General features: G+C 62.1%; 22 protein-coding genes and 1 tRNA gene. 17 read left to right on the plus strand and 6 right to left on the minus strand.

Annotated features, from left to right (window positions below; all coding sequences use genetic code 11):
* Window positions 1-61 precede the first annotated feature (61 nt).
* From ABJ363_01085 to ABJ363_01155, 15 genes are all read left to right on the plus strand, one after another.
* Complete coding sequence (locus tag ABJ363_01085; protein ID MEP4377567.1) at window positions 62-475, plus strand: hypothetical protein; 414 nt, start codon at window positions 62-64, stop codon at window positions 473-475.
* Window positions 476-513: 38 nt separating this feature from the next.
* A complete protein-coding gene (gene flgC / locus ABJ363_01090) occupies window positions 514-924 on the plus strand; it encodes a flagellar basal body rod protein FlgC (GenBank protein MEP4377568.1) in 411 nt (136 codons plus the stop codon).
* A gap of 62 nt (window positions 925-986) precedes the next feature.
* Complete coding sequence (locus tag ABJ363_01095; protein ID MEP4377569.1) at window positions 987-1,292, plus strand: flagellar hook-basal body complex protein FliE; 306 nt, start codon at window positions 987-989, stop codon at window positions 1,290-1,292.
* A 57-nt stretch (window positions 1,293-1,349) separates the two neighbouring features.
* A complete protein-coding gene (gene fliQ / locus ABJ363_01100; protein MEP4377570.1) occupies window positions 1,350-1,616 on the plus strand; it encodes a flagellar biosynthesis protein FliQ in 267 nt (88 codons plus the stop codon).
* Window positions 1,617-1,630: 14 nt separating this feature from the next.
* A complete protein-coding gene (fliR, locus tag ABJ363_01105) occupies window positions 1,631-2,395 on the plus strand; it encodes a flagellar biosynthetic protein FliR (protein ID MEP4377571.1) in 765 nt (254 codons plus the stop codon).
* 9 nt (window positions 2,396-2,404) lie between these two features.
* Window positions 2,405-3,523: a flagellar biosynthesis protein FlhB gene (gene flhB / locus ABJ363_01110; protein ID MEP4377572.1), complete on the plus strand. Its 1,119-nt coding sequence runs from the start codon at window positions 2,405-2,407 to the stop codon at window positions 3,521-3,523.
* Window positions 3,524-3,545: 22 nt separating this feature from the next.
* On the plus strand, window positions 3,546-6,182 hold the full coding sequence (locus ABJ363_01115; GenBank protein ID MEP4377573.1) for a PAS domain S-box protein: 2,637 nt from the start codon (window positions 3,546-3,548) through the stop codon (window positions 6,180-6,182).
* 250 nt (window positions 6,183-6,432) lie between these two features.
* Window positions 6,433-7,581 (plus strand): recombinase RecA, encoded by a 1,149-nt coding sequence (gene recA, locus ABJ363_01120; GenBank protein ID MEP4377574.1) that lies wholly within the window; start codon window positions 6,433-6,435, stop codon window positions 7,579-7,581.
* Window positions 7,582-7,859: 278 nt separating this feature from the next.
* The gene (gene alaS, locus ABJ363_01125) at window positions 7,860-10,541 is read left to right on the plus strand and encodes an alanine--tRNA ligase (GenBank protein MEP4377575.1); all 2,682 of its coding nucleotides are present in this window, start codon (window positions 7,860-7,862) and stop codon (window positions 10,539-10,541) included.
* Between the two features lie 23 nt (window positions 10,542-10,564).
* The gene (locus ABJ363_01130; protein ID MEP4377576.1) at window positions 10,565-11,416 is read left to right on the plus strand and encodes a MoxR family ATPase; all 852 of its coding nucleotides are present in this window, start codon (window positions 10,565-10,567) and stop codon (window positions 11,414-11,416) included.
* Between the two features lie 10 nt (window positions 11,417-11,426).
* Window positions 11,427-12,611, plus strand: coding sequence for a VWA domain-containing protein (locus ABJ363_01135; protein MEP4377577.1), 1,185 nt, complete (start codon window positions 11,427-11,429; stop codon window positions 12,609-12,611).
* A gap of 106 nt (window positions 12,612-12,717) precedes the next feature.
* Window positions 12,718-12,954 carry a pentapeptide MXKDX repeat protein gene (locus ABJ363_01140; protein MEP4377578.1) on the plus strand — a complete coding sequence of 79 codons (237 nt, stop codon included), beginning with the start codon at window positions 12,718-12,720 and terminating at the stop codon, window positions 12,952-12,954.
* A gap of 63 nt (window positions 12,955-13,017) precedes the next feature.
* Complete coding sequence (locus ABJ363_01145; protein ID MEP4377579.1) at window positions 13,018-13,506, plus strand: sigma-70 family RNA polymerase sigma factor; 489 nt, start codon at window positions 13,018-13,020, stop codon at window positions 13,504-13,506.
* Window positions 13,506-14,306, plus strand: coding sequence for an anti-sigma factor (locus ABJ363_01150; GenBank protein ID MEP4377580.1), 801 nt, complete (start codon window positions 13,506-13,508; stop codon window positions 14,304-14,306). Before ABJ363_01145 ends, ABJ363_01150 begins: the two co-directional genes overlap by 1 nt.
* A 210-nt stretch (window positions 14,307-14,516) precedes the next feature.
* Window positions 14,517-15,887 carry a hypothetical protein gene (locus tag ABJ363_01155; GenBank protein ID MEP4377581.1) on the plus strand — a complete coding sequence of 457 codons (1,371 nt, stop codon included), beginning with the start codon at window positions 14,517-14,519 and terminating at the stop codon, window positions 15,885-15,887.
* A gap of 64 nt (window positions 15,888-15,951) precedes the next feature.
* Here ABJ363_01155 and ABJ363_01160 read toward each other — a convergent pair whose 3' ends face one another.
* Complete coding sequence (locus ABJ363_01160; GenBank protein ID MEP4377582.1) at window positions 15,952-16,545, minus strand: TIGR00730 family Rossman fold protein; 594 nt, start codon at window positions 16,543-16,545, stop codon at window positions 15,952-15,954.
* 88 nt (window positions 16,546-16,633) lie between these two features.
* Between ABJ363_01160 and ABJ363_01165 the strand changes: the two genes are divergently transcribed.
* Window positions 16,634-17,584 (plus strand): LysM peptidoglycan-binding domain-containing protein, encoded by a 951-nt coding sequence (locus ABJ363_01165; GenBank protein ID MEP4377583.1) that lies wholly within the window; start codon window positions 16,634-16,636, stop codon window positions 17,582-17,584.
* Here the strand turns inward: ABJ363_01165 and ABJ363_01170 are convergent.
* From ABJ363_01170 to ABJ363_01190, 5 genes are all read right to left on the minus strand, one after another.
* Window positions 17,581-20,979, minus strand: coding sequence for an efflux RND transporter permease subunit (locus tag ABJ363_01170; protein ID MEP4377584.1), 3,399 nt, complete (start codon window positions 20,977-20,979; stop codon window positions 17,581-17,583). The genes ABJ363_01165 and ABJ363_01170 overlap by 4 nt on opposite strands.
* On the minus strand, window positions 20,976-22,082 hold the full coding sequence (locus ABJ363_01175; GenBank protein MEP4377585.1) for an efflux RND transporter periplasmic adaptor subunit: 1,107 nt from the start codon (window positions 22,080-22,082) through the stop codon (window positions 20,976-20,978). Before ABJ363_01175 ends, ABJ363_01170 begins: the two co-directional genes overlap by 4 nt.
* A 37-nt stretch (window positions 22,083-22,119) precedes the next feature.
* Window positions 22,120-22,665, minus strand: a complete 546-nt coding sequence (locus ABJ363_01180; protein MEP4377586.1) for a PadR family transcriptional regulator — start codon at window positions 22,663-22,665, stop codon at window positions 22,120-22,122.
* Between the two features lie 226 nt (window positions 22,666-22,891).
* A complete protein-coding gene (yghX, locus tag ABJ363_01185) occupies window positions 22,892-23,779 on the minus strand; it encodes a YghX family hydrolase (protein MEP4377587.1) in 888 nt (295 codons plus the stop codon).
* A 238-nt stretch (window positions 23,780-24,017) separates the two neighbouring features.
* Window positions 24,018-24,091: transfer RNA gene (locus ABJ363_01190), tRNA-Gln, on the minus strand.
* Window positions 24,092-24,139: 48 nt separating this feature from the next.
* Between ABJ363_01190 and ABJ363_01195 the strand changes: the two genes are divergently transcribed.
* On the plus strand, window positions 24,140-24,424 hold the full coding sequence (locus ABJ363_01195) for an Ada metal-binding domain-containing protein (GenBank protein MEP4377588.1): 285 nt from the start codon (window positions 24,140-24,142) through the stop codon (window positions 24,422-24,424).
* Window positions 24,425-24,454: the final 30 nt, after the last annotated feature.

Here is a 24,454-nt window from a genome sequence, read left to right on the forward strand (position 1 = left end):
TTTGCCTCTATTTGCGCGTTCGGAACTGCCTGCCCGGCGCGCAATGCCAACGGGACTGCCTATGGATTTCAATAATCTTCCCGTGCTGCAGATGATGACCAAGAAGATGTCCTGGTTGTCACACCGCACCGAGATCATCTCGCAGAATGTCGCCCATGGCGACACGCCCGGCTTCAATGCCAAGGACCTGAAGCAAGTGAGTTTTCAGGAACTGGTGCGCAAGGAATCGAACCAGAACGGGTTCCCGCCGAACCGCACCCACGGAACCCATTTGGTCGGGATGTCGGCGCGCACGCCGTTTGCCACGGAGGAGGCGCCCGATGTGTATGAACGGACTCTCGACAAGAATGACGTCAGCATCGAACAGCAGCTGACCAAGCTGGGCGAGACCCAGATGGCCTACCAGACCACGCTCAATCTGTATCGCAAGCATCTGGATTTGCTCCGCACGGCGCTCACCCGACCGGGCCGCTAGGCGCATGGCAATCAACTCCGGAACGAGGATCGCCGCCCATGTCTGATCTCAACAAGGCCATGCAGATCGCCGCATCGGGTATGCTCGCCCAGAATGTGCGTGTCCGCATCATTTCCCAGAACATCGCCAACGTCGACAGCCTGGCGACCAGCCCCAACCAGCTGCCCTACCAGCGCCAGACCGTCAGTTTCCGCAATGTGTTCGACCGGACGCTGGACACGCACAAGGTCGCGGTGCACGACATCGGCGTCGACAATTCCGAATTCAGCCGCCGGTTCGAGCCGGGCCATCCGGCCGCGGACGACACCGGCTATGTGCTGCTGCCGAACGTCAAGACGATGATCGAGATGGTCGATCTGCGCGCCGCGCAGCGCAGTTACCAGGCCAACCTCCGGGTCGTCGATGTGGCCCGCACGATGGTGTCGCGCACCCTGGAGCTGCTCCAGTAACCAACCCCGCACCCCTTCCATCCAACCACTAGCCGGCGAACCCTTGCCACGGGAGTTCTCGCATGACTGCCAACCTCACCAGCGCCATCGGCGCATACACCAATGCCGCACGCGGCGGCGCCGGGATCGAACCCCGGCCCCAGCAAGCCGGAGAGAGTTTCTCCGACCTGGTCCAGTCCGCCGCCGAAGGCGCACTGCAATCGGGCCTACGGGCCGAGGCCGTGACCCTCGAGGCGATCGACGGCAGCGCCGAGGTCTCGGAGGTGGTGACCGCCATCGCCGATGCCGAAATCGCGCTGCAGACCGTCGTTGCGATGCGCGATCAGGTCGTCGCGGCCTATCAGGAAATTCTCCGCATGCCGATCTGACGATCGGACTTTCGTTTCCCGTTTTTACGGCCACCATCTCCGGCAGAAGGCTCCTCGATGGATACCGCCACCGTTCTCGACATTTCGCGTGAAGCCGTGATCGTGCTTCTGAAATTGTCGGCCCCGCTGATGATCACCGCCCTGGTCGTCGGTCTGATTGTCTCGCTGTTTCAGGCGCTGACCCAGATCCAGGAAATGACGCTCGCCTTCGTGCCGAAGATCCTCGTGATTTTCGTCTCGCTGCTGGTCTTCCTGCCGTTCATGATCACGACCCTGATAACCTTCACCGAAGGACTGGCCGACCGGATCATCGGCCTTGGCTGACGGGCAGCACGTTCATGCTTGAAGGTCTGCTGGTCACCGATGTCTATCTGTTCATGATGATCTTCGCGCGCCTCGGCAGCGCGCTGATGCTGCTGCCGGGATTCGGTGAGGTCAGCGTGCCGGTGCGGGTCCGCCTGATTGTCGCGCTCACCGTGACCTTCCTGGTTTTCCCGATCGTCTCGTCCACCATCCCCGCGACCCCGCCGATCCTGTCGGAACTGTTTCTTCTGTTGGGCGGCGAGATACTGATCGGGATCGCAATCGGCGCCATTGCCCGGCTTCTGCTGTCGATGTTGCAGGTCGGCGGCACGATCATCGCGTTCAACTCGGGCCTTGCCAGCGCCCAGCTCTTCGATCCCACGGCCGGTCAGCAGGGTGCGATCACGGGGGCCTTCCTGGCCACCATCGGCGTGACCCTGCTGTTCGTCACCAACATGCACCATGTGATGCTGATGGGGCTGGTCGACAGCTATGTACTCTTCGTGCCGGGGCAGGGCTTCCCCGTCGGGGACTTCTCGGACATGGCCGCGCGGGTGGTGGCGGACAGTTTCCGGCTCGGCCTGCAGATCGCACTTCCGGTGCTGGTCGTCGGCATGCTGATCTATGTCTCGATGGGCCTGATGGCCCGGCTGATGCCGCAGATCCAGGTCTTCTTTATCGCCCTGCCGCTGCAGATCCTCGTCGGGTTTTCCATTCTCTCGATCACGCTGGGCGTCAGCATGATCGTGTTCCTCGATCATTTCGAGACCGTCATGGGCGGTTTCCTGCGGTCGTCATAGGGGGCGTCGATGGCCGATCAGGATCAGGACGACGCGCAAAAAACAGAAGAGCCGACCGCCAAGCGTCTGCAGGATGCCCGCAAGAAGGGCAATGTGGCCCAGTCGCGCGAGATCACGAACTGGTTCGTGCTGTTGTCGGGCACCATGGCGGTCGGGCTCTTTCTGCCGTCGACCGGCAGCGCGATGATCCGCGACCTGCGGCGTTTCATCGAGCGGCCGCATGATATCGCATTCGGCCAGGAATCCCTGGGACTGCTGCTGACCGAAGTCGCGTCGGGGGTCGCGCTGGCGATTGCCTTCCCGATGCTGCTGTTCGTGCTGGCGGCGATCGCCGCGCCGCTTGTGCAGCACGGCATCATATATGCGCCCGAGAAGCTGAAGCCGAGCCTCGAGAAAATATCCCCGATCAAGGGTCTGAAGCGCATGTTCTCGCTGCGCTCGGTGACCGAACTGGTCAAGGGTCTGTTCAAGATCGCCATGGTGGCCGCGGTCGCGGCGGCGGTGATCATCCCCGAACTCGAGGAGATACCGCATATCCCGGTCATGGATCTGCGCACGGTCCTGGAGCTTCTGTTCAAGCTGGGGGTGAAGATTTTCGGCGGCGTCGTGATTGTGCTGACGGCGCTGGCCCTGATCGACTTCATGTATCAGATATTCGACCATCGCAAAAAACTGCGCATGACCCGCCAGGAAGTGCGCGACGAGGCGAAGCAGGCCGAGGGTGACCCGCACGTCAAGGCGCGGCTGCGCCAGATACGCATGGAACGCTCGCGCCAACGCATGATGCAGGCGGTGCCGACGGCGGATGTGGTGATCACCAACCCGACCCATTATGCCGTGGCACTTTCTTATGATCAGGAGATGATGGCGGCGCCGAAGGTCGTGGCGAAGGGCGTGGACGCGGTGGCGTTCCGGATTCGCGAGACCGCCGAGGAACATGACGTGCCGGTCTTCGAGAACCCGCCGCTCGCGCGGGGTCTTTTCGCCTCGGTAGAGATCGACGAGTTCATCCAGCCCGAACATTTCAAGGCGGTCGCCGAGATCATTGCGTTCGTGATGGGAATCTCGAAGGTACGCCCCAAACCGTTGCGCGACGGTGACCTGACTCTTCCCGGCGATGCGGATTGATCGGGATTGATACCGCCGGTGCTTGGCGGACGCGGCGGCAACGGGCTATGAGTTGATGGATGAGGGAACGCAAGCCCGGCTGAAAGCGGCCCGGGCAGGCCCGGCGATGGGAGCGGTGATGGGAGCGGCGAAGCCGACAGCGGAGCGCAGCACTAAAAGCGCGGACTCGGGTTCGACCGAGGATTCACTGCTGATCGGCACGGTCGCGGCGATCTTCGCGGTGTCGCTGGCCGGAATCGGCGTATTCGCATGGCTCGGCCCCACCAACGAACAACTCGCTGTCGCGATCGGCGCGATTGTCCTCGTCAAGGTGACGGGTCTCATTGGCCTGTGGGTGATGATCCGGCGCCAGCGCCGCCTGGTGCGCAATTCGGCCATCTGGAGCGCGGTCGGCAACGTGCTGCCCTTTCCCTGTTGCATCGTCGACCCGAACGGCCGCGCCGTGTTTTCGAACGCCGGCTACAAGTCCATGTTTCCGGATTCCGATCACGCCCCCCTGGCCCGGCTGGGGGAACGGATTGGCGGCGGCCTTGAAACCTCCGAACGGCTCGGACGCCTGACATCGGCGGTGGCGAACAACGTGCCGATGACCGATGAGATACAGATATCCGACACGGGCGACGGGATCACATGGTTGCGGATGTCCGCCTACCCGCTGGCCGACGTGCCGGGTGCGGCGCTCTGGGCCGTCGAGGATATCAGCGCGCGTCGGCGGATGGAGCAGACCATCCATGACGAGCAGGCGAAGCTTGTCGATTTCCTCGAGCATGCGCCGATCGGCTTCTATTCCGTCGACCAGGACGGCCGGTTCTTGTTTGTGAACAACGCTCTCGCGACATGGCTCGGATACACGACCGAAGAAATGCTGGCGGGGGAGATGCACCTGCATGATTTCCTGTCGACGCGGCCGTCTCCCGAGGTGCCGGCCTTCCGTCCAAGCCTGCTGGCGCCGGACGAAACCGTGACCGGCGGGTACGAAATTTCGCTGACGGCCCGCGATGGCCGGGCGATACAGGTCTATATCGGGCAGACGGAAGTCCGCACCGATGAGGGTGAGGTGCGCACCCGTTCGGTTGTGCGCGACCTGACACCCGAACGCGAATGGGAACAGGCGCTACGCCGCTCCGAACAGCGCTTTGCCCGATTCTTCGAAGATGCGCCCGTCGGCATTGTGCTGCTCGACGCGGAAGGCCGGGTGACGGAATCCAACCGGGCGTGGCGTACCCTGGTGGCGCCGGTGGAACAGAAGCTGCTCGGCCGGCCGATCCGCGACTTCGTGGCGTCGGAGGATGACGGCAAGGTCACGACGTGGCTCGACCGGGTGATGTCCGATGCGGACCTGACCGCGCCCATGGACGTGCGGCTGCGGACGGCCAACGATGCCGGGGTCAGCCGGATCGCGACCATGTATGTCAGCCGCATGGATGATGGTCAGGGCGGTGTTTACGGGCTGATCGTGCATTTTCTCGAGACCACGGAGCAACGCTCGCTGGAAGAGCAGTTTGCGCAGGGCCAGAAGATGCAGGCGGTCGGACAACTGGCCGGCGGTATCGCCCATGACTTTAACAATCTGCTGACCGCGATGATCGGGTTCTGCGACCTGCTCCTGCTGCGCCACAGCCCGGGCGACCAGTCGTTCGGCGACATCATGCAGATCAAGCAGAACGCCAATCGTGCCGCCCGACTGGTTCGCCAGTTGCTGGCCTTCTCGCGTCAGCAGACCCTGCAGCCCCGCATTTTGTCGATGACCGATGTGCTCGGGGATCTGGCGAACCTGTTGCGCCGCCTGATCGGTGCGAATATCCGGCTGAACATGGTGCACGGGCGCGATCTTTCGCTGGTGCGGGCCGATCAGGGGCAGGTCGAACAGGTCATCATCAACCTGGCGGTGAATGCCCGCGACGCGATGACCGAGGGCGGCGAACTCACCATCGAGACCGGCAACCAGACCTTCATCACCAGCCAGCGCCGGGGTGGCGAGACCGTGCCGCCTGGCGACTATGTGTCGGTCAGGGTCGTGGATACCGGGGTCGGAATCCCGAAGGAGAATCTCGAGCATATTTTCGAGCCCTTCTTTACCACCAAGGAAGTCGGGGCCGGGACGGGGCTGGGGCTGTCCACGGTCTATGGCATCGTCAAGCAGACCGGCGGCTATGTTCTGGTGGATTCCGATACGGGTGCGGGCACGTCGTTCACGATTTACCTGCCGGCGCATGCGCAGGAAGCGGGTGCGGCGGAGAAGGCCGAGGCGGCGGATTCCCCGAGCGCGGCGGACACCACCGGCGCCGGCACGGTGCTGGTGGTCGAGGATGAGGATGCCGTGCGGCTGTTTTCGGCGCGCGCGCTCCGCGCCAAGGGATACAAGGTCCTGGAGGCGCGTACCGGGGAGGCGGCGATGGAGCTGATGGGGGTTGTCGCGGAGCCGATCGACCTTCTCATTACGGACGCGGTGATGCCGGAAATGGACGGCCCGACCCTGATCAAGAATGTGCGTGAAGAGAAGCCCGAAATGCCGGTCATCTGTATCTCGGGCTATGCCGAGGAAACCTTCCGGAACCGGCTCGGCGAGGATCAGGATATCCATTTCCTGCCCAAGCCGTTCTCGCTCGCCCAGCTGGCCGGCAAGGTGAAGGAAGTGATGGACCGGGTGCCGGCCTAGGTGGCCCGTCCGGGGTGGCGACTCCGGCGCGTGCCCTATAGTCGATTCTCCAGTCGCGAATGTCGTGATATCGTGCAAATAGCCCGAAATACCGGCGCTCACGCATGAGAACAAAAAAAGAACTTTACAACCAGAACAAAGCAAGTACATTTACGCTCTGAACCGCGATATCGGGTTGTAGTCCCGCGCGGTGCCGCAGGAACCAGCGGGATCCCGGTGGGGATCTCCAGAGGAAACGGAGGAGCGATCCATGAGCAGCACACAGCTTCGCGTCGTCGAGGGCAACATGAAAACCGAAGACCGCAACAAGGCCCTGGATGCCGCGTTGAGCCAGATCGAGAAGGCCTATGGCAAGGGCTCGATCATGCGGCTCGGCGATGACAACGCCGTCGAGATTGCCGCCACATCCACCGGCTCGCTGGGCCTTGATATCGCCCTCGGCATCGGCGGCGTACCGCGCGGCCGGGTCGTGGAGATTTATGGCCCCGAGAGCTCGGGCAAGACGACGCTGGCCCTGCATGTGATCGCCGAGGCCCAGAAGACCAACGGCACCTGCGCCTTCATCGATGCCGAGCATGCGCTCGACCCGACCTACGCCCGCAAGCTGGGTGTCAACCTCGACGATCTTCTGATCTCGCAGCCCGATGCCGGCGAACAGGCACTTGAAATCGCGGATACGCTGGTGCGTTCGGGGGCCGTCGATATTCTGGTGGTGGACAGTGTCGCCGCCCTGGTGCCGCGCGCCGAACTCGAAGGCGAGATGGGGGATTCACTCCCCGGCCTGCATGCCCGGCTGATGAGCCAGGCGCTGCGCAAGCTGACCGGCTCGATCGCGCGTTCGGACACGACCGTGATCTTCATCAACCAGATCCGCCACAAGATCGGCGTCATGTTCGGCAGCCCGGAAACCACGACCGGTGGTAACGCGCTGAAATTCTACGCCTCGGTCCGCCTCGACATTCGTCGCATCGGTTCGATCAAGGACCGTGACGAGGTCGTCGGCAACCAGACCCGCGTCAAGGTGGTCAAGAACAAGCTGGCGCCGCCGTTCAAGATCGTTGAATTCGACATCATGTATGGCGAGGGGGTCTCGAAGATGGGCGAACTGCTCGATCTCGGGGTCCAGGCCGGGATCATCGACAAGTCGGGGGCGTGGTTCTCCTACGGTGACGAGCGGGTCGGACAGGGCCGGGAGAACGCCAAGACGTTCTTCAAGGAAAACCCGGAGATCGCGGCGGAGATCGAGATGAAAATCCGCGCCAACGCCGGACTGATCGCCGATGCCATGTTGGGCAATCCGGAGGAGTTCAAGGACGACGATGCCGGATCGGATGCGGGACCGGACGGATCGCCCGGCGCATCCCCGGATGCTGCCAAGAACGCCGCCGAAGGCGATTGAGCAGGCGTCCCGCAACGAATGGTCGCCCACTTGGTGATTGCGAAAAACGGCCTCTCCCGGCGACGGGAGGGGCCTTTTTCGTCTCACTGTGTGTGACAGGATGTCGGTCACGCCCGGTCTGCGTGACACGACTTCCATAGATTGTGTTTCGGGCTTGGCGATTAATCCGACGCGGACATCTGTTTGCAGGTCCGTGACAGTTGGCGTGGTAGCCTCGACAGGCATTCGGGCGCACGGTAAAACCGCCCCCGCACCTCGTTTTGACCGGCCCGGCAGATATGGCGACCACCAGCGAAATACGTTCAGCGTTTCTCGATTATTTTGCCCAGGACGGGCATGAGGTCGTCGAGTCATCACCCCTCGTGCCCCATAACGACCCCACGTTGTTGTTCACCAATGCGGGCATGGTGCAGTTTAAAAACGTGTTCACGGGTGCGGAGAACCGGCCCTATAGCCGCGCCACCACATCACAGAAATGCGTGCGCGCAGGCGGCAAGCATAATGACCTCGAGAATGTCGGTTATACGGCCCGCCATCACACATTCTTCGAGATGCTCGGCAATTTCTCGTTCGGCGATTATTTCAAGGAACATGCGATCGAGCTCGCCTGGAACCTGATCACCAAGGAATATGGCCTGCCCGCCGATCGTCTGATCGCGACGGTCTATGCCGAGGATGACGAGGCGTTCGATCTCTGGAAGAAGATCGCCGGCTTGTCGGAAGACAAGATCATCCGTATCGCGACCCACGATAATTTCTGGGCCATGGGCGATACCGGGCCATGTGGGCCGTGTTCGGAAATTTTCTTTGACCATGGCGACAAGATCCCCGGCGGCCCCCCCGGCAGTCCGGACGAAGACGGCGACAGGTTCATCGAGGTCTGGAACCTCGTGTTCATGCAGTATGAGCAGCGCAATGCGGATTTGCGTGAAGACTTGCCCAAGCCGTCGATCGACACGGGCATGGGACTGGAGCGGATCGCCGCGGTGCTTCAGGGCAAGCATGACAATTACGATATCGATCTGATGCGCGGCCTGATTGAGGCCTCGGCCCATGCTGCCAATGTGGACCCGGATGGCGAAGGCGCGGTCAGCCACCGGGTGATCGCCGACCATCTGAGGGCCTGTTCGTTCCTGATGGCAGACGGCGTGCTGCCGTCGAACGAGGGGCGCGGCTATGTCCTCCGCCGGATCATGCGCCGCGGCATGCGGCACGCCCATCTTCTGGGCTGTCGCGATCCGCTGATGCACCGGCTGGTGCCGTCGCTGGTCTCTGCCATGGGAGACGCGTTTCCGGATTTGCGTCGGGCCCAACCGCTTGTCACCGAGACCTTCCGGCTGGAGGAAGAACGGTTCAAGCAGACCCTCGATCGCGGCCTGAAGCTGCTCGAAGAGGAAACCGACAAGCTGGGTCACGGTGCGGCTCTGTCGGGCGAGGTGGCGTTTCGCCTGTATGACACGTTCGGCTTTCCGCTCGACCTGACCGAGGACATCCTGCGGGGACAGGGTCGTTCGGTCGACAACGCGGCATTCGATGCGGCGATGGACGCGCAGCGCGCTGCCGCCCGGCGGGCCTGGTCGGGCTCGGGCGACGCCGCGACCGAGGAGGTCTGGTTCGATATCCGTGAGGAGACCGGCGCCACCGAATTTCTGGGCTATGACACCGATGTTGCCGAAGGGAAAGTCGTCGCGATCGTCGTCGATGGAGAGCGGGTCGACACCGCCACGTCGGGGCAGGATGTGGCCGTCATCGTCAACCAGACCCCGTTCTACGGGGAATCCGGTGGTCAGATGGGCGACGCAGGCGTGATGTTCAGCCCCGATGGTGCGGAGATCGGGGTCCGCGATACCCAGAAAAAGCTGGGTGATTTGCATGTTCATCTCGGCACCGTCTCGGGCAAGCCGCTGTCGGTCGGCGATGTCGTCGAATTGCGGATCGATACCATGCGCCGCGACCGGCTGCGGGCCAATCACTCGGCGACCCATCTGCTGCACGAGGCGTTGCGTGGTGAATTGGGTGCGCATGTCGCCCAGAAGGGCTCGCTGGTGGCGCCCGACCGTTTGCGGTTCGATATCTCTCATACCAAACCAATGGATGCGGCAGAAATCGCCGCGGTCGAGGCCGAGGTCAATGACCGGGTTGCGGTCAACGCGCCCGTCAACACGACCCTGATGACACCCGATGAAGCGATCGACGCCGGGGCACTGGCTCTGTTCGGTGAGAAGTATGGCGATGAGGTTCGGGTCGTCGCGATGGGTGGTGCCGCCAACGACGATGTTGAGGGAAACCGCGTGGCCTATTCGGTGGAACTGTGCGGCGGCACCCATGTGCGCCGGACGGGGGACATCGGCTTGATCAAGATTGTCTCGGAAAGTGCGGTCTCGGCGGGTGTGCGCCGTATCGAAGCACTCACAGGCCCCGATGCGCGCGCCTATATGGAAACCCAGGACCGGCTGTTGCGCGAGACGGCTGACATTCTGCGGACCACGCCGGATGCCGTGCCCGAACGGGTGACGCAGCTGCTCGAGGAACGCAGGAAACTCGAGCGCGAACTCACCGAGACCCGACGCAAACTCGCAGCGGGCGGCGGGGGAGTGTCGTCCGGTGACGACGCGTCTCAGGATATCGGCGGCGTGACATTCACGGCGCGGGCCCTGACCGATGTACCGCCGCGAGAACTCAAAAGCCTGGTCGATGACATCAAGGACAGCGTCGGTTCCGGCATCGTTGCCGTGGCGGGGGCGTTTGACGGAAAGGGCTCGATCGTGGTCGGCGTGACGTCGGATCTGATCAAGCGGTTCAGCGCGGTCGATCTCGTTCGCATCGGCGTGGCGGAGCTGGGCGGCAAGGGCGGCGGCGGACGTCCGGACATGGCCCAGGGCGGCGGACCGGATCCCGCGAAGACCGATGCTGCGTTGGCGGCCATCGAGGCGGCATTGAAAAACGAACTGGCTGTCTGACCCACGGTCAACAAGGAGTGAACATGCGCTTCGAAGGCACCAAGACCTATGTCGCGACCGACGATCTGCAGATTGCGGTTAATGCGGCGATCACCCTCGAGCGTCCGCTGCTCGTGAAGGGCGAGCCGGGTACGGGCAAGACCGTCCTGGCGCATGAGATCGCCGATGCGCTGGGGGCGCCGCTCATCGAGTGGCACGTCAAATCCACGACCAAGGCCCAGCACGGCCTGTATGAATATGACGCCGTGGCGCGGTTGCGCGATGGCCAGCTCGGGGACGCGCGTGTCCAGGATATTTCCAACTACATCGTCCAGGGCAAGCTCTGGGAGGCATTCGAGAGCGAGCAGCGGCCGGTCCTGCTGATCGACGAGATCGACAAGGCGGATATCGAGTTTCCCAATGATCTGTTGCTCGAGATCGACCGGATGGAGTTCCACGTCTACGAGACGAAGCAGACGATCGTGGCGCGGCACCGCCCGATCGTGATCATCACGTCGAACAACGAAAAGGAACTGCCCGACGCGTTCCTGCGCCGTTGTTTCTTCCACTACATCGCGTTTCCGGATGCCGATACGATGACCCGGATCGTCGACGTGCATCACCCTGACATCAAGAAACGGCTGCTGCGCGAGGCGCTCACCTCTTTCTATGACCTGCGCGAGGTGCCGGGCCTCAAGAAGAAGCCGTCCACATCGGAACTGCTCGACTGGCTGAAGCTTCTCATGGCCGAAGATATCGACCCCGAGGAGTTGCGCACCAACGATCCGGCGAAACTGATCCCGCCTTTGTATGGCGCACTGCTGAAGTCGGAACAGGATGTGCAGCTGTTCGAGCGGCTGGCCTTCCTGAACCGTCGCGAACGCGCCGGCAGCTAGGCGCGGTGCCATGTTCGCGGATTTCTTCCAGACCCTGCGAAAGGCAGAAATCCCGGTATCCCTGCGCGAGTATCTCGATCTCCTGACGGCGATGGAGCGCGGGGTCGCCAAGTACAAGGTCGAGGATTTCTATTATCTGTCACGTGCCCTTCTGGTGAAGGATGAGCGCCATATCGACAAATTCGACCAGGTCTTTGGGCATGTGTTCCGGGGGCTTGAGCCGCCCGAGTTCGACGATCTGGAGGGTGAGATCCCCGAGGAATGGCTTCGCAAGATGGGCGAACTGGAACTGACGGATGAGGAAAAGGCCCAGATCGAGGCCATGGGTGGCTGGGAAAAACTGATGGAAACCCTGCGCGAGCGGCTCGCCGAGCAGGAAGGCCGACACCAGGGTGGCAAGAAATGGATCGGCACCCAGGGCACGTCTCCCTACGGTGCCAATGGCTATAACCCCGAAGGGGTGCGCATCGGCCAGGAGGGAAACCGCAACAATTCCGCGGTGAAAGTCTGGGACCGCCGCGAATTTAAGGATCTCGACGGCGGGGTCGAGATCGGCACCCGCAATATCAAGGTGGCGTTGCGCCGGCTGCGGAAGTTCGCCCGCGAGGGCGCGGCCGATGAGCTTGACCTCGACGATACGATCAACTCAACGGCGCGCAACGGCGGCTGGCTCGACATCAAGATGGTGCCCGAACGCCATAATGCGGTGAAGGTGCTGTTGATGTTCGACGTCGGGGGGTCGATGGATCCGCATATCCGGATGTGCGAGGAATTATTTTCCGCCGCGCGGACCGAGTTCAAGCATCTCGAATATTTCTATTTCCACAATTGTATCTATGAATCCCTGTGGCGGGAGAATCGCCGTCGCCGCGCCGGCGGCACGGGTACATGGGATGTGCTGCACACCTATCCGGCGGACTACAAGCTGGTGCTCGTCGGCGATGCGACCATGAGCCCCTATGAAATCTCCCATCCCGGCGGCAGCGTCGAGCATTGGAATGAGGAGGCGGGCGAAACCTGGCTACGCCGCCTGGTGCGGACCTACCCGCAGGTTGCCTGGCTCAACCCGATGCCACAGGACCGATGGCGCTATTTTCCGTCGATCGGCATGGTCAGCGAAATCCTCGATGGGCGCATGTACCCGCTCACGATCGAGGGACTGGACGATGCGATGCGTGGATTGAGCCGAAAATAGACATTTAATTCAACGCTTTAAGAAAAATGGAATGGTAATCGGCGGTGGGGTGTTTATCTCTATGTAACGACCTGTGTTCACCAACATATCTATAGGAGACATATCCATGTCCATTACCCGTATTCTCGCCGCCGCAGGCATCGCTTCCATCGCCTTCACTGGTGCCGCTTTGGCGCAGGGCACGAGCAAAGACGCTGCCATGTCCGCAAAAGACCAGATGATGAAGGAAGAGGCGATGAAGAAGGATGCCATGAAGCATGACGATGGCATGAAGAAAGACGAAATGAAGAAAGACGCCATGATGAAGAAGGACGAAATGAAAAAGGACGCGATGAAGAAGTAGCGTCGTTTCGTTCAGGCCCCTTCGCGCCGGTCTCCGGTGAGCACAGAATCCAAGCGCCAGGCAGTGACCGCGGAACTCCCGCGGCTCCGCCGGTACGCGATCGCGCTGATGCGTGACCGTGTCGAGGCGGACGACCTCGTTCATGACGTGGTTGTCCGGGCGTTGGACAAGCTCCACCTTTGGCGCGAAGGGACCAACATGCGGACCTGGCTGTTCACGATCATGCACAACCTTCATGCCAATGAGATGCGCCGGCGCAGCCGGGCTCTCGATTCCGTCCCGCTCGACGCGGCGCCGCCGCGCGCCGAGCCGGCAGGGCAGGAAGCGGCTGTCGAATGGTCCGAACTGTCCAGCGCGATGACCGGCCTCTCGGTCGTGCACCGCCAGGTGCTTTTGCTGGTTGGCCTCGAAGGCATGACCTATGCGGAGGCGGCCGGAGTCCTTGAAGTGCCCGTCGGAACCGTTATGTCGCGCCTGTCTCGCGCACGCGAGGATTTGCGGCGCCGCATCGACGAAGGGGCCCGGGTCTCGACGATCCGGAGGGTCAAGTAATGGGCGAAGATCGCGTACCCGACAGCGAACTCAACGCCCTTGTTGACGGTGAACTCGATGCCGCCAGGCAGGCCAAGATCGAGGCCTGGCTGGCCGATAACCCGGAGGCCGCACAGCGCGTGGCGCGTTACCGGGCGCAGAGCGCGGGGCTGCACGCCCTGTATGACGATATTCTGAACGAAGAGGTGCCGGCCAGTACGATGGCGTTGCTCGATGTGCGACGCGCCGGGGTACCGGCCTGGGCGGCCATGGCAGCGGCAATCGCGCTGTTTGTTGTTGGCGCCGCAGGGGGCTGGTTCATTCGCGGCGAGGGCGTGCCCGACGCGGGCGCTCAAATTGCCGCCGTACCCACGACCCCGCCCATCGATACCCAGGTTTTGATGCAGCGCGCATCGATGGCCCATGTGGTGAGCCACCAGGACGAACTGCGAAGCCCCGCCGCCGGCGGGCCGGCGGCCATGGCGGACTACATCGCCGATCGCATGGGCAAGCAGGTGCGCGTGCCCAGCCTGGATTCCTTTGGCTACCATATGGTCGGCGGGCGGGTGCTGCCGGATACAGACGGACCGGCCGCGCAGTTCGTCTTCACCGACGAAAACGGCCAGAAAGTGTCGCTGTATGTCCGCAGCGAGCAGGCCAACGGCGTGGATATCACCTACGCACTGGCCGACGACCTGTCGATGTTCTACTGGAACGATTCGGATCGTTCCTATGCCCTGGTCACCCGGATCAACAACGATACCGGCCGGGAAGCATTGCTGACGGCCGCGAAGGCCGTCCACCGGCAACTCAGCCAGTAGCCCATCACCAAAACCGGCCTTTCAGGCACCTGTTTCCCGACATCGTCGCTTTTTCAACAGATCGTCATGGCTTGAGCCGGCGAGGCTCTTTACAGGAGTGTCCGTTCGCAGCATACAGAGGCTCGCGAACGACTTTGTCCTATCCGAATTCACCGGAAGCGGCGGGGTTGGCTGATCCACACTGGTAACCATCGAAAAAAAGAGGCGAAGATGATCGATCTCATGTCCATTGCGCGAACCGAGGCCGACGGCGGCGATCTGTTCGGCACCCTGCAGGGGCTTTATGAGCCGAGCGATGTGCGCCCCGACGGATTTCCCGACGCGGTGGTCTGGCAGGGTGGCAGTTTCGACACCGGCGTGAACCCGGTTGGCCACTCGATGACCGACGCCTACGCGTTGCTCGGAACCATCGCCGCCATCGATATTCTGGGCCTGCCTTTCTATGCGGTGCCGATGTGGTCGCAGTATCGCCATGACACCAAGCTCGAATGTCTCGGTTGGTTCGGTAATCTGCCCTCGACCTCGATCAAATGGTCGACGGCCGGTGACGCCTATGTGAACGACGGCGACGGCAAGAAGGTCGTCGTCATGGGCAAGTCGGGCAATGCTCCGCTGCGCACCCAGGCCGGCGTGTACTGCAACGTGCGCCCCTACGGCCCGATCACGGTCGTGCGCTGCATGCCTTGCCTGCCATACTCCCAGAACCGGCCGCTCTTCAAAGTCGATCCTGAAACGGGTCTGGTGCATTCGGAAATGAACTCGCCGGGTGTCCAGATGGCCTATGCCAACCGCCTGTTCCTGCAGATGGTGCACGAGAGCGGCAAGCTCGGCCGTGTCGCCATGAAGCCGACCCAGGCCATGGAAGACGGTATAAACGCCGGCCTGCACGCCTGGCTGCTGAAAGGCACCAAGTTCGAGGTCGGGCGGAAATACGCTGTCGATCCCTATGAGGAGCATAAGGAGAATATCGACCGGATCGTTGCTCTGCTGCCCGACGATTTCAAGGATGGCATGGAGAATTGGGGCGGACGGATCGAGCAGCATATTGCCGACACGAATTATGGCCTGCTGCTGTGGGATCTGATTGAGCAACGTGATTGCATCGTATTGGCGACGGATCTCGACGGTGACCGGCTGACCGATCTGCTGGCCGACGTCTCTGACCCCTTGCGCGCCTACAGCAAGCTGGTCGCGAAGAAGCTTGGGCAGGATGTGGATTCCGGTGAGCTGTGGAGCGACATGGGTTACACGACCGGCAACGGGCGCGACATGACATCCGTGATGCACCGGATGTCCGGCCCGCCGATCCACGAGCAGACTCTGGGGTCGGCCGATGCGATGCTGCTGCGTCTGCTCGATGGCGATGAATGGGTCGGCGGCACCAAGCAGCCTTATGACCCGCGCATTCACTTCGTGCTGATCCGGGACGCCTATATCGACGCCAACCCGGGCAACGACAAGTTGAAGGCCTGGCTCGACGACGTTTTGGTGAAGTTCGACGAAGTCTATGCCGGTGACCGTCCGGGTTTCCTCGACGGTTACGCGAAACTAAAGGAAGCCATCACGCCCTGGGGTGCCTAGACGGATACAGCCGAGGCAAACCGTCAACAGGCGGGTTTATCGGATCGAATGGAGCGAGGCGCCTTTAAAGGCGCCCCGTTTCTATGTGGGTCTCGCCGGTGAGTTGCGCTTCGAGTGCGGACAGGGCGCCGGCCGCGTCTGATACAAAATGGGCCAACCCGGTAGTTTCGGGCCGCGCATACCCCGCCGCCACAAGGTCTTCGATCAGCCCTCGGAGACGGTCCCAATGGCCGTCCGGATTGATCACCACGATCGGCTTGTCGTGCAGCCCGAGCTGACGCCAGGTCATGATTTCGAACAATTCCTCCAGTGTGCCGAGACCGCCGGGCAGAACGATGAAGGCATCGGACAGCTCAGCCATGCGCGCCTTGCGTTCGTGCATGCTGGCGACGACTTCCAAATTCGTGACGTCATGGTGCCCATGTTCGCGCCGCATCAAAAAATCGGGAATAACCCCGGTCACCGTGCCGCCGGCAACCAGCACGGCGTCGGCGACGGCGCCCATGACCCCGACGCGGCCGCCGCCATAGATCAGCTGAACGCCATTGGCAGCCATCTGTTGGCCGAGATCACGGGCAAGGTCGCGGTGGGCGCCGGGTCCGTTGTCCGACGAACCGCAATAAACGCAGATGGACTGGAGTTTTGAGTTGTCGGTCACTGCCAAAGGATCCTGTGCGGTGTCGATTGCGTTGAATCAGGCGCCGTAATACGTTGTTCATATAACAGGAATCTTACAGGACAGGGCCTTGAACCGTTCACTACTCATTGGTGGAATTGGCGTACTCGCGCTGGCGATCATTGTCGGCGCGTGGCTCTTCTTCCGGACACCGGAACCGACAGCGCCTGTGGCAGAACCGGCAACGACGACCGATGAGACGGTGACCGATACCGCTGCGCCTGCAGGCCCCATGCGCCCGGACTTCGATGTCGTGCGGGTGGACAAAGACGGGAACGTGGTGATCGCCGGACGCGCGACACCGGGTTGCACCATCATCATTCGCGATGGCGGGACCGAAGTTGGCCGTACAACCGTCGACCGGGCCGGTGAATGGGTGCTGGTTCCCGACGATGCCCTGGCGGCCGGTGCACGTGAATTGACGCTGGTTGCCGAGTGCGAGGGCGCCGAGCCCCTGACGGCGGATCGTGTGGTCGCGGTCGTCGTGCCGGAGCGCAACCTGGAGCCGGGCGGCAACGCCCTGGCCGTGGCGCTCCCCAATGATGGTGATGCCGAAGTCCTGCAGCGGCCGGCGCCGGCTGCAGCGGTGGGAAAAATCGATTATGACGAGACGGGCCGGACGACCCTTTCGGGTGTGGCGGCTCCGAATGCCACAATACGCCTCTATCTGGACAATGAACTGGTCGGCACCACGCAAGCCGATGGTGACGGGGTGTGGTCCCTGACCCTGGATAAGAAAATACCGGCAGGCAGCTATACTCTGCGGGTGGATCAGGTACATCCGGATGGCACCGTGCTGGCGCGTTCAGAGCTGCCATTTGTGCGCGGCGAGCCGACGCTCGAACTGCCGCCGGGCCGGGTGGCGATCATCCAGCCGGGTGATCATCTTTGGAAAATTGCCCGCCAGCGCTATGGCTCCGGCTACCAGTTCACGCTTATTTACGAGGCCAACAAGGATCAGATCCGGGACCCGGATCTGATTTATCCCGGCCAGGTCTTCACGCTGCCGCCCGCAAACTAGGCGGGCTGAGGTCCGGATAGGGCGTCCCGGCGCGCCTGACGCCGGGCGATGAAATTCTCTCGTAACATCAAGGCGCTGGGCGTGATCACCAGGGTCAGAATCGTGGCAAAGGACAGGCCCGCGACAATCGCGGTTGAAAGCTGAACCCACCACTGGGTCGAAGGCGCGCCCTGACTGATTTCACGGGTGACGAAGTCGATGTTGATCTGCAGCACCATCGGTAACAGACCCAGCACGGTGGTAACGGTTGTCAGCAGGACGGGCCGTAGACGCTGGGCGCCGGTCATCAGGATGGCATCGAGCGGGTTGGCGACCTGTTTTCGCAATCGGTCGAACGTGTCGATCAGGACAATGTTGTTGTTCACCACAATGCCGGCGAGGGCGATGACCCCGATTCCGCTCATGACGATGCCGAAGGGCTGACCGACGATCAGCAGGCCGAGCATCACGCCGACCGTGGACATGATGACGGCGGAGAGGATCAGGAAGGCGGAATAGAAGCTGTTGAACTGGGTGACCAGAATGATCGCCATCAGGAACAGCGCGACCGCAAACGCCTTTTGCAGGAACGCCTGCGCGGCTTTCTGCTCCTCGTCCTCGCCGCGGAACTCCACCTCGACGCGCGGGTCAATACCGGCCGTGGGCAGCCAGGCCCGGATCTGTTTGACCATGTCATCGGCAAGCACGCCGGGCAGGACATCAGCCCGCACCGTCATCACCCGGACGGCGTCCACCCGGCTCAACTGGCTGGTGAGAGGCTTGGCGACCCGTTCGACGAAATTGCTGATGGGCACGAGGCCCTCGGATGTTTGCAGGCGGATCTCATCGAGTTGGTTGATCGTGCGGTCGTTGTAGGGATAGCGCGCCACGATATCGATTTCGTCGTCGCTGTCGTCGGGCCGGTAGTCGGTGATTTTCATGCCGTTGGTGACAAATTTGACCGCGTTGCCGACCATCGTGACGTCGGCGCCGAACTTGGCGGCCTCGGCGCGATCGACATTGATCTCCCATTCGATACCGGGCAGGGGACGGCTGTCTTCCACATCCTTCAGGCCCTGCAGGGTGTCGACGAAAGCGCGCACCTTCGCCACTTCGCTTTCGAGGAGGTCGGGGTTGCGGGAACTCAGCTGGACCTGGACCGGTTTGCCCACCGGCGGGCCGGATTCCTGTTTGCGTGTCTCGACAAGAATGCCCGCGAGGTCGCCCGAGCGGGCGATGATATCTGCGAGGATGATGTCCGCGGGGCGACGTTGGTCCCAGTCCGCGAATTCGACGCTGATCGTGCCGATCACGTCTTCGGCCACGTCTTCCTGTTGCTGGTCGGGGTTGCCGGACAGGGAATAGACCGAATCGAACTCGCCGCGCTCGGCCTGGAGTTCCAGGATGCGTTTCTCGACATCGCCGACGAGGGACGCCTTCTCCGATACCGACAGATTGCCGCGGGCGTGGATCTGGACGGCGGCCTGTTCGGGCTCGACGCTGGGGAAGAACTCGACGCCCTTGCCCAGCGCGCCATACAGCACCCACGAGCCGATCAGCGTCGCGAAGGCCAGCGACAAGATGATGGCGGGGCGTTTCAGAGCGCTGCGCAGCACGCCCACATAGGCGGCCGTGACACCGGTAAGTGATGCCAAATCGACGCCGTCATCGTCACCACGGGTGCCGGCCTCGCCGTCATTCCTTCCTCTGGCTGCACTGGCGCCGGCGGGTGCCATGGGGCGCGACAGTCCGCGCTCGACGATGGTCGCCAGGCGAAGGCCGAGCCAGCCGCCGCCGACAGCCCCTGCCGCTCCGGGCAGGATCGTTGCCAGTAAGGGCGCGAAACCCGGCGCGGTCGTGTCACCAATGGTCGCCCACAGGATTGCGTTGCCGATGGCGCTGCCGAGGATGGCGCCCAACGCGGTTGCACCGATCAGGATGACGTAGCGCGAGACGGTCGCGAAATTTGCCCCGAGAACGGGGACAAACAACAATGCCATCGCCAGAGACGCCGTCAGCGTGGCGACGAGGGTGATGGGCAGAAACTTCATGAACTCGCCGACAATACCCGGCCAGAACAGCAGCGGCGCGAATGCGGCCAGGGTAGTTGCGGTCGAAGCAATGATCGGCCATGCCATGCGTTTGGCGGCCAGGCCGTAGGCGCGTTCGGGCGGTTCTCCCTCACGCAGCTTCCGGTCGGCATATTCGGTGACAACAATCGCGCCATCCACCAGCATCCCGACGGCCAGGATGAGGGAGAAGAGGACGACGATATTCACGGTCAGGCCGAGCGCGTTGATCACCAGGATCGCCGTCAGGAATGAACCCGGGATGGCGACCGCCACGAGTATGCCCGAGCGCAGGCCGAGCGCGCCGACAACCGCGATCATGACCAGCAGAACCGCGCTCAGGACGTTGTTCTGGAGGTCACTCAACATGGTGCGGACCTGCACCGACTTGTCTTGCGAGAAGTTGATTGTGACGGCGTCAGGCCATTCCGTGCTCTCGGTGAGCACGATGTCGCGGACCTGTTCGATGGTCTCGATGATGTTCGAGCCCGTCCGCTTGGAGATTTCCAGTGACACGGCGGGCTGACCGTTTACGCGGGCAACCGTATCGCGGTCGCGGAAGGTCCGGCGCACGGAGGTCAGGTCACGAAACGTCACCTTGGCGTTGTCGTTCACTTTCACCGGGAGGTTGAGAATGTCGTTCACATTCTCGATCAGTCCGGGGACCTTGATGGCGAATCGCCCCTGACCGGTGTCGATCGCGCCGGCGGCAACGAGCTGGTTCGAGCGTGACAGGAGCTCAAGCAGGGCTGCGGGGTCGACGTTGTAGCTTTCGAGAAGCTGTGGCTCGACCACTATTTCGACAAGTTCGTCGCGGTCGCCGCCGATTTTCGCTTCAAGCACTTCGGGGATGGCCTCGACCGAATCCTGCAGATCGCGCGCCAGGCGCATCAGCGTGCGTTCGGGTACATCGCCCGAAAGGGTGACGACGAGAACCGGGAACAGGCTCAGATTGACCTCGTTGACGGTGGGCTCGTCGGTGTCGTCGGGCAGCTCGGGGCGGACGAGATCCACCTTCTCGCGGACGTCGTCGATCGCGGTGTCGGGATTGAACCCGGCCTCGAACTCGAGAACCACGTTGCCGCCGCCGAGATACGAGGTGGCTCTCAGCTCCTTGATGCCCTCGATCGAGCGCATTTCCGCCTCCATCGGGCGGACGAGCAATCGCTCGGCATCTTCGGGCGAGATTCCCTCATGGTGCATGGAAACGTAGATGATCGGGATATTGACGTCCGGTTCGGCTTCCTTGGGGATGGCGACAAACGAGAACGCGCCCGCGATTAGCAGGAGAACCAGGGTGGCGAGGACCGTTCGTGAACGGTTGAGGCCGGCGTCGATCAGGCTCATATGTTGTCCGCTCCCACGATGCGCGGCTTGCCCGCAACGGGTTCGACCCGTTCGCCGTCGAGCACAAATTCCTGGCCGACCGTGATCAAGCGGATGTTCCGGGGCAGCCCGCCCAGCCAGACGCCGTCGGGTTCATCGGCGATGATCTCGACGGGCCGGAACGACACCATGTTGTCGGGCGTCACCAGTTTCACGCCCACGATGCCCTCGTCGTTGAGGGTCAGCGTGGAGGGTGTTACGAAATGGGCATCGGCTTCGCTGACCGGGATTTCGATTTCGGCCGTGATCCCGTCGCGGATCGAGACGTCCGCGTTGGGAATTTCCAGCTCGACGCGATAGGTCCGGGTGCTTGGTTCGGCGACGGGTGCGACGAAGCGGATGATGCCGTCACGCTCGGTCCCGTCGATGAGCCGGACGATGCCCGGCATGCCTTCATGCAGGCTGTTCACCTGACGCTCGCTGACATTGCCGACCACGAGAATCGGGTCGAGGTCCACTACGGTTGCCGCGATATCGCCGACCTGAACATAGTCCCCCAGTTCGATGTGTCCTGAATCGACCATGCCGTCGAACGGCGCGCGGAAAGTGGTGCGCGCGATATCGACTTCAATCTGTTCAACGACCGCGCGCGCGCCGTCTAGCCGGGCCTGCGCGGCGGCCTCCTCGGTTTCGGAACGGAATCCTTTTTGTCTCAGTGATTGCGCCGCCGTGAACTCGATCTCGCGTTGCCGGAGCGAGGCCTTCGCTTCTGCGAGTTTGGCGGTGCGGTCATCGAGGCGCAGCCGCGCGATGGGGGCGCCTTTTTCGACATTGTCGCCGCGTTGGCGCAGTAGTTCCCGGACCTGTCCTTCGGTCTCGGCCCGGATCTGAACCTTGCGCGATGCCTCGGTGCGGCCCGTGACATCGACCCGTTCGACACGCATGACGGCTTCAAGGTCCGCAACGCGAACCCGCATCGGGGCTTTATTCACCTCGGCGGATGGTGGGGAGACCGCGTCGCTGCCGGTAGTCACTGCCGCCTCGTCGGAACCGAACTGGCCCGATGCGATCCAGCCGACGCCGATGACGGCGAGGATGAGGGCTGTGATGATGGATTTACGCATTATGCTTTCCAGGTTGTTCGGCTGTTTGTTCCGCTATCTATTCCGCGACGGCGCGAGAGGGCGCCAGGGCGGCGGCGACGAGCTGGTGGCGATTGTCTTCGATATAGTCGGCCATGGCGCGCTGGACGGTGGCGGCGAATCCGTTGACGAATTCTTCGCCCACGCTTTCGAAACCGCCCGACGCGCGTGTCTGGATCCGTGCCAAACTGGCTTGAATCTCCTCCATACGCGCATCGATCATGGAGTTAATGACGGACGGCGGCAGAATGTCGGCAAACAACATTCGAAACAGGAAGTCGGATCTGACGCGGTCGGATTCCGTCGGGTCCTGCAGGGCGTTGAGCAACGCGAGCCGGCCGTCGGATGTCAGCCGGTAAACCTTCTTGTCGGGTCGGCCTTCCTGGGCAAGCTCGGTAACCGAAACCAGCCCGTCGTCCCGCAATCGGGACAAGGCGGGGTAGATCGAGCTGAAACCGATATCCTGAATATGGCCGAACGGCCCTTCCTCTACGGATTTCCGGATTTCATAGCCCGATGCTTCGCCCTGGCTCAATACGGCCAGACAAACGGTTTTTGCGTCCATATCAACTCTCGATGTCCTACTGCAGCGAGCCGGACAATCTCATATGATATGATACAAAACAATATATATCATTTTGTAATATATAACGCGAGCCAATCCCCTTGAGCAATTCCGAGTTACGCCGGCAAGGGTATGCAGCTTGAAACAGTTTCCGAATAGCAGGGCGCGGCAAACTCGACGGGAATTTGCCGCGCATGCACAGCTGACGTTGCGGCTTTGCGCGCGCCTACGTCAGATATTTGTTGAACCAGTCCACGGTGCGCGACCAGGCCAAATCGGCGTTGGCCTCGTCGTAGCGCGGGGTCGAATCGTTGTGGAAGCCATGATTGGCCCCGGCATAGATGTGACCCTCGAAAGTCTTGCCCTGGGATTTCAGCGCCGCTTCGTATTCGGGCCAGCCGGCATTGATCCGCGTGTCGAGCTCGCCATAGTGAAGCAGCAGCGGCGCCTGAATCTTGGCGACATCGGCGGTCTTCGCCTGGCGACCGTAGAACGGTACAGACGCGTTGAGTTCGGGATAGGCGACCGCAAGCGCATTGCAAACACCGCCGCCATAGCAGAAGCCGACGCTGCCGACCTTGCCGGTGGAATCGTCTCGCGCGGCGAGATGTTCGTAGCCGGCGAAGAAGTCATTCATCAGTTTCGTACCGTCGACCTTCTTCTGGAGATCCCGCCCTTCCGCGTCATTGCCCGGGTAACCGCCGACGGATGTCAGGCCGTCGGGCGCCAGCGCCATGAACCCGGCTTTGGCGACGCGGCGCGCGACATCCTCGATATAGGGGTTAAGACCGCGATTCTCGTGAATGACGAGAACGGCGGGCAGTTTTCCCGTGGCTTTGGACGGGCGTACGACATAACCGCGGACGTCGCCGTTGCCGTTGGGTGAGTTGTAGGTTTCGTAGCTTGCCGTGATGTCGGGATCGTTGAACGATACCTGTTCGGCCATCGCATAGTCCGGCTTGAGCATGTTGAACAGGCCGAGTGCGGTGACGCCACCGACGGCGTACTTGCCGGCGCGGTCGAGGAACTCGCGCTTGGTCAGGCCGCCATGCACATAGAAATCGTAAAGCTCGAGGAGTCCCTGGTCGAAATCCTTGGCGGTCATTCGTGTCATCAATCTTGCCCCTAATGTTGGATACAGGTTGTCATCTTACCCGACCTGGAACCGGCAAGCGTTCAGATCAACTGGAAATTGACGTTATCCACTCGATCTTGAACCGGCAAGCGTTCAGATCAAATCCAAAAAACTGGTTATCGCGAGATTGTTACGGTCGATTTCGGCGTGCGAATACATGCGTCCGTTTCGGCAGCTGCGAACATGCAAAGTTCGGGATGCTGTGGCGCGAAATGGCTGGCTGGGGGAGAAGGATTCGAACCCTCACTGGCGGAGTCAGAGTCCGCTGTCCTACCATTAGACGATCCCCCAATGGCCAACTGGGCGCGGTCTTTAGCATACCTGCGCCAGCGTGTGTAGATGAACAAGGTGGCACAGAAAAATTATCGACTGATTGACGAAACCGGGCGTGCCTATGAAAGCGCTAAACCGGGCGCTCTCGGCGGGCACCGGCGGACCCGGATCTATGGGCGGCTCGACTGTCCCAATGCCCTGCGCTGGCTGGCGAAGGGGCACTACGCGCCACAGCGGGTGTTTTTTGCCGATGAGGGTACCGCGCGGAAAGCGGGGTATCGCGCGTGCGCGATCTGCATGCCGGCGGCCTATCGCGCCTGGAAGCGGCGGCGGCCCGGGGAGGGTTCCTGATCGCGCACGGCCCGTGTAGATTCAATCGCT

It is taken from the genome of Alphaproteobacteria bacterium (genome assembly GCA_039980135.1).
GTDB lineage: Bacteria > Pseudomonadota > Alphaproteobacteria > UBA6615 > UBA6615 > UBA8079.

Excerpts from the sequence above, each read along its gene's own strand:
- ABJ363_01085 (MEP4377567.1), top strand. The coding sequence starts at position 62 with ATGGATTTCAATAATCTTCCCGTGCTGCAGATGATGACCAAGAAGATG.
- flgC (MEP4377568.1), top strand. The coding sequence starts at position 514 with ATGTCTGATCTCAACAAGGCCATGCAGATCGCCGCATCGGGTATGCTC.
- ABJ363_01095 (MEP4377569.1), top strand. The coding sequence starts at position 987 with ATGACTGCCAACCTCACCAGCGCCATCGGCGCATACACCAATGCCGCA.
- fliQ (MEP4377570.1), top strand. The coding sequence starts at position 1,350 with ATGGATACCGCCACCGTTCTCGACATTTCGCGTGAAGCCGTGATCGTG.
- fliR (MEP4377571.1), top strand. The coding sequence starts at position 1,631 with ATGCTTGAAGGTCTGCTGGTCACCGATGTCTATCTGTTCATGATGATC.
- flhB (MEP4377572.1), top strand. The coding sequence starts at position 2,405 with ATGGCCGATCAGGATCAGGACGACGCGCAAAAAACAGAAGAGCCGACC.
- recA (MEP4377574.1), top strand. The coding sequence starts at position 6,433 with ATGAGCAGCACACAGCTTCGCGTCGTCGAGGGCAACATGAAAACCGAA.
- alaS (MEP4377575.1), top strand. The coding sequence starts at position 7,860 with ATGGCGACCACCAGCGAAATACGTTCAGCGTTTCTCGATTATTTTGCC.
- ABJ363_01130 (MEP4377576.1), top strand. The coding sequence starts at position 10,565 with ATGCGCTTCGAAGGCACCAAGACCTATGTCGCGACCGACGATCTGCAG.
- ABJ363_01135 (MEP4377577.1), top strand. The coding sequence starts at position 11,427 with ATGTTCGCGGATTTCTTCCAGACCCTGCGAAAGGCAGAAATCCCGGTA.
- ABJ363_01140 (MEP4377578.1), top strand. The coding sequence starts at position 12,718 with ATGTCCATTACCCGTATTCTCGCCGCCGCAGGCATCGCTTCCATCGCC.
- ABJ363_01150 (MEP4377580.1), top strand. The coding sequence starts at position 13,506 with ATGGGCGAAGATCGCGTACCCGACAGCGAACTCAACGCCCTTGTTGAC.
- ABJ363_01155 (MEP4377581.1), top strand. The coding sequence starts at position 14,517 with ATGATCGATCTCATGTCCATTGCGCGAACCGAGGCCGACGGCGGCGAT.
- ABJ363_01170 (MEP4377584.1), bottom strand. The coding sequence starts at position 20,979 with ATGAGCCTGATCGACGCCGGCCTCAACCGTTCACGAACGGTCCTCGCC.
- ABJ363_01175 (MEP4377585.1), bottom strand. The coding sequence starts at position 22,082 with ATGCGTAAATCCATCATCACAGCCCTCATCCTCGCCGTCATCGGCGTC.
- ABJ363_01180 (MEP4377586.1), bottom strand. The coding sequence starts at position 22,665 with ATGGACGCAAAAACCGTTTGTCTGGCCGTATTGAGCCAGGGCGAAGCA.
- yghX (MEP4377587.1), bottom strand. The coding sequence starts at position 23,779 with ATGACACGAATGACCGCCAAGGATTTCGACCAGGGACTCCTCGAGCTT.
- ABJ363_01195 (MEP4377588.1), top strand. The coding sequence starts at position 24,140 with ATGAACAAGGTGGCACAGAAAAATTATCGACTGATTGACGAAACCGGG.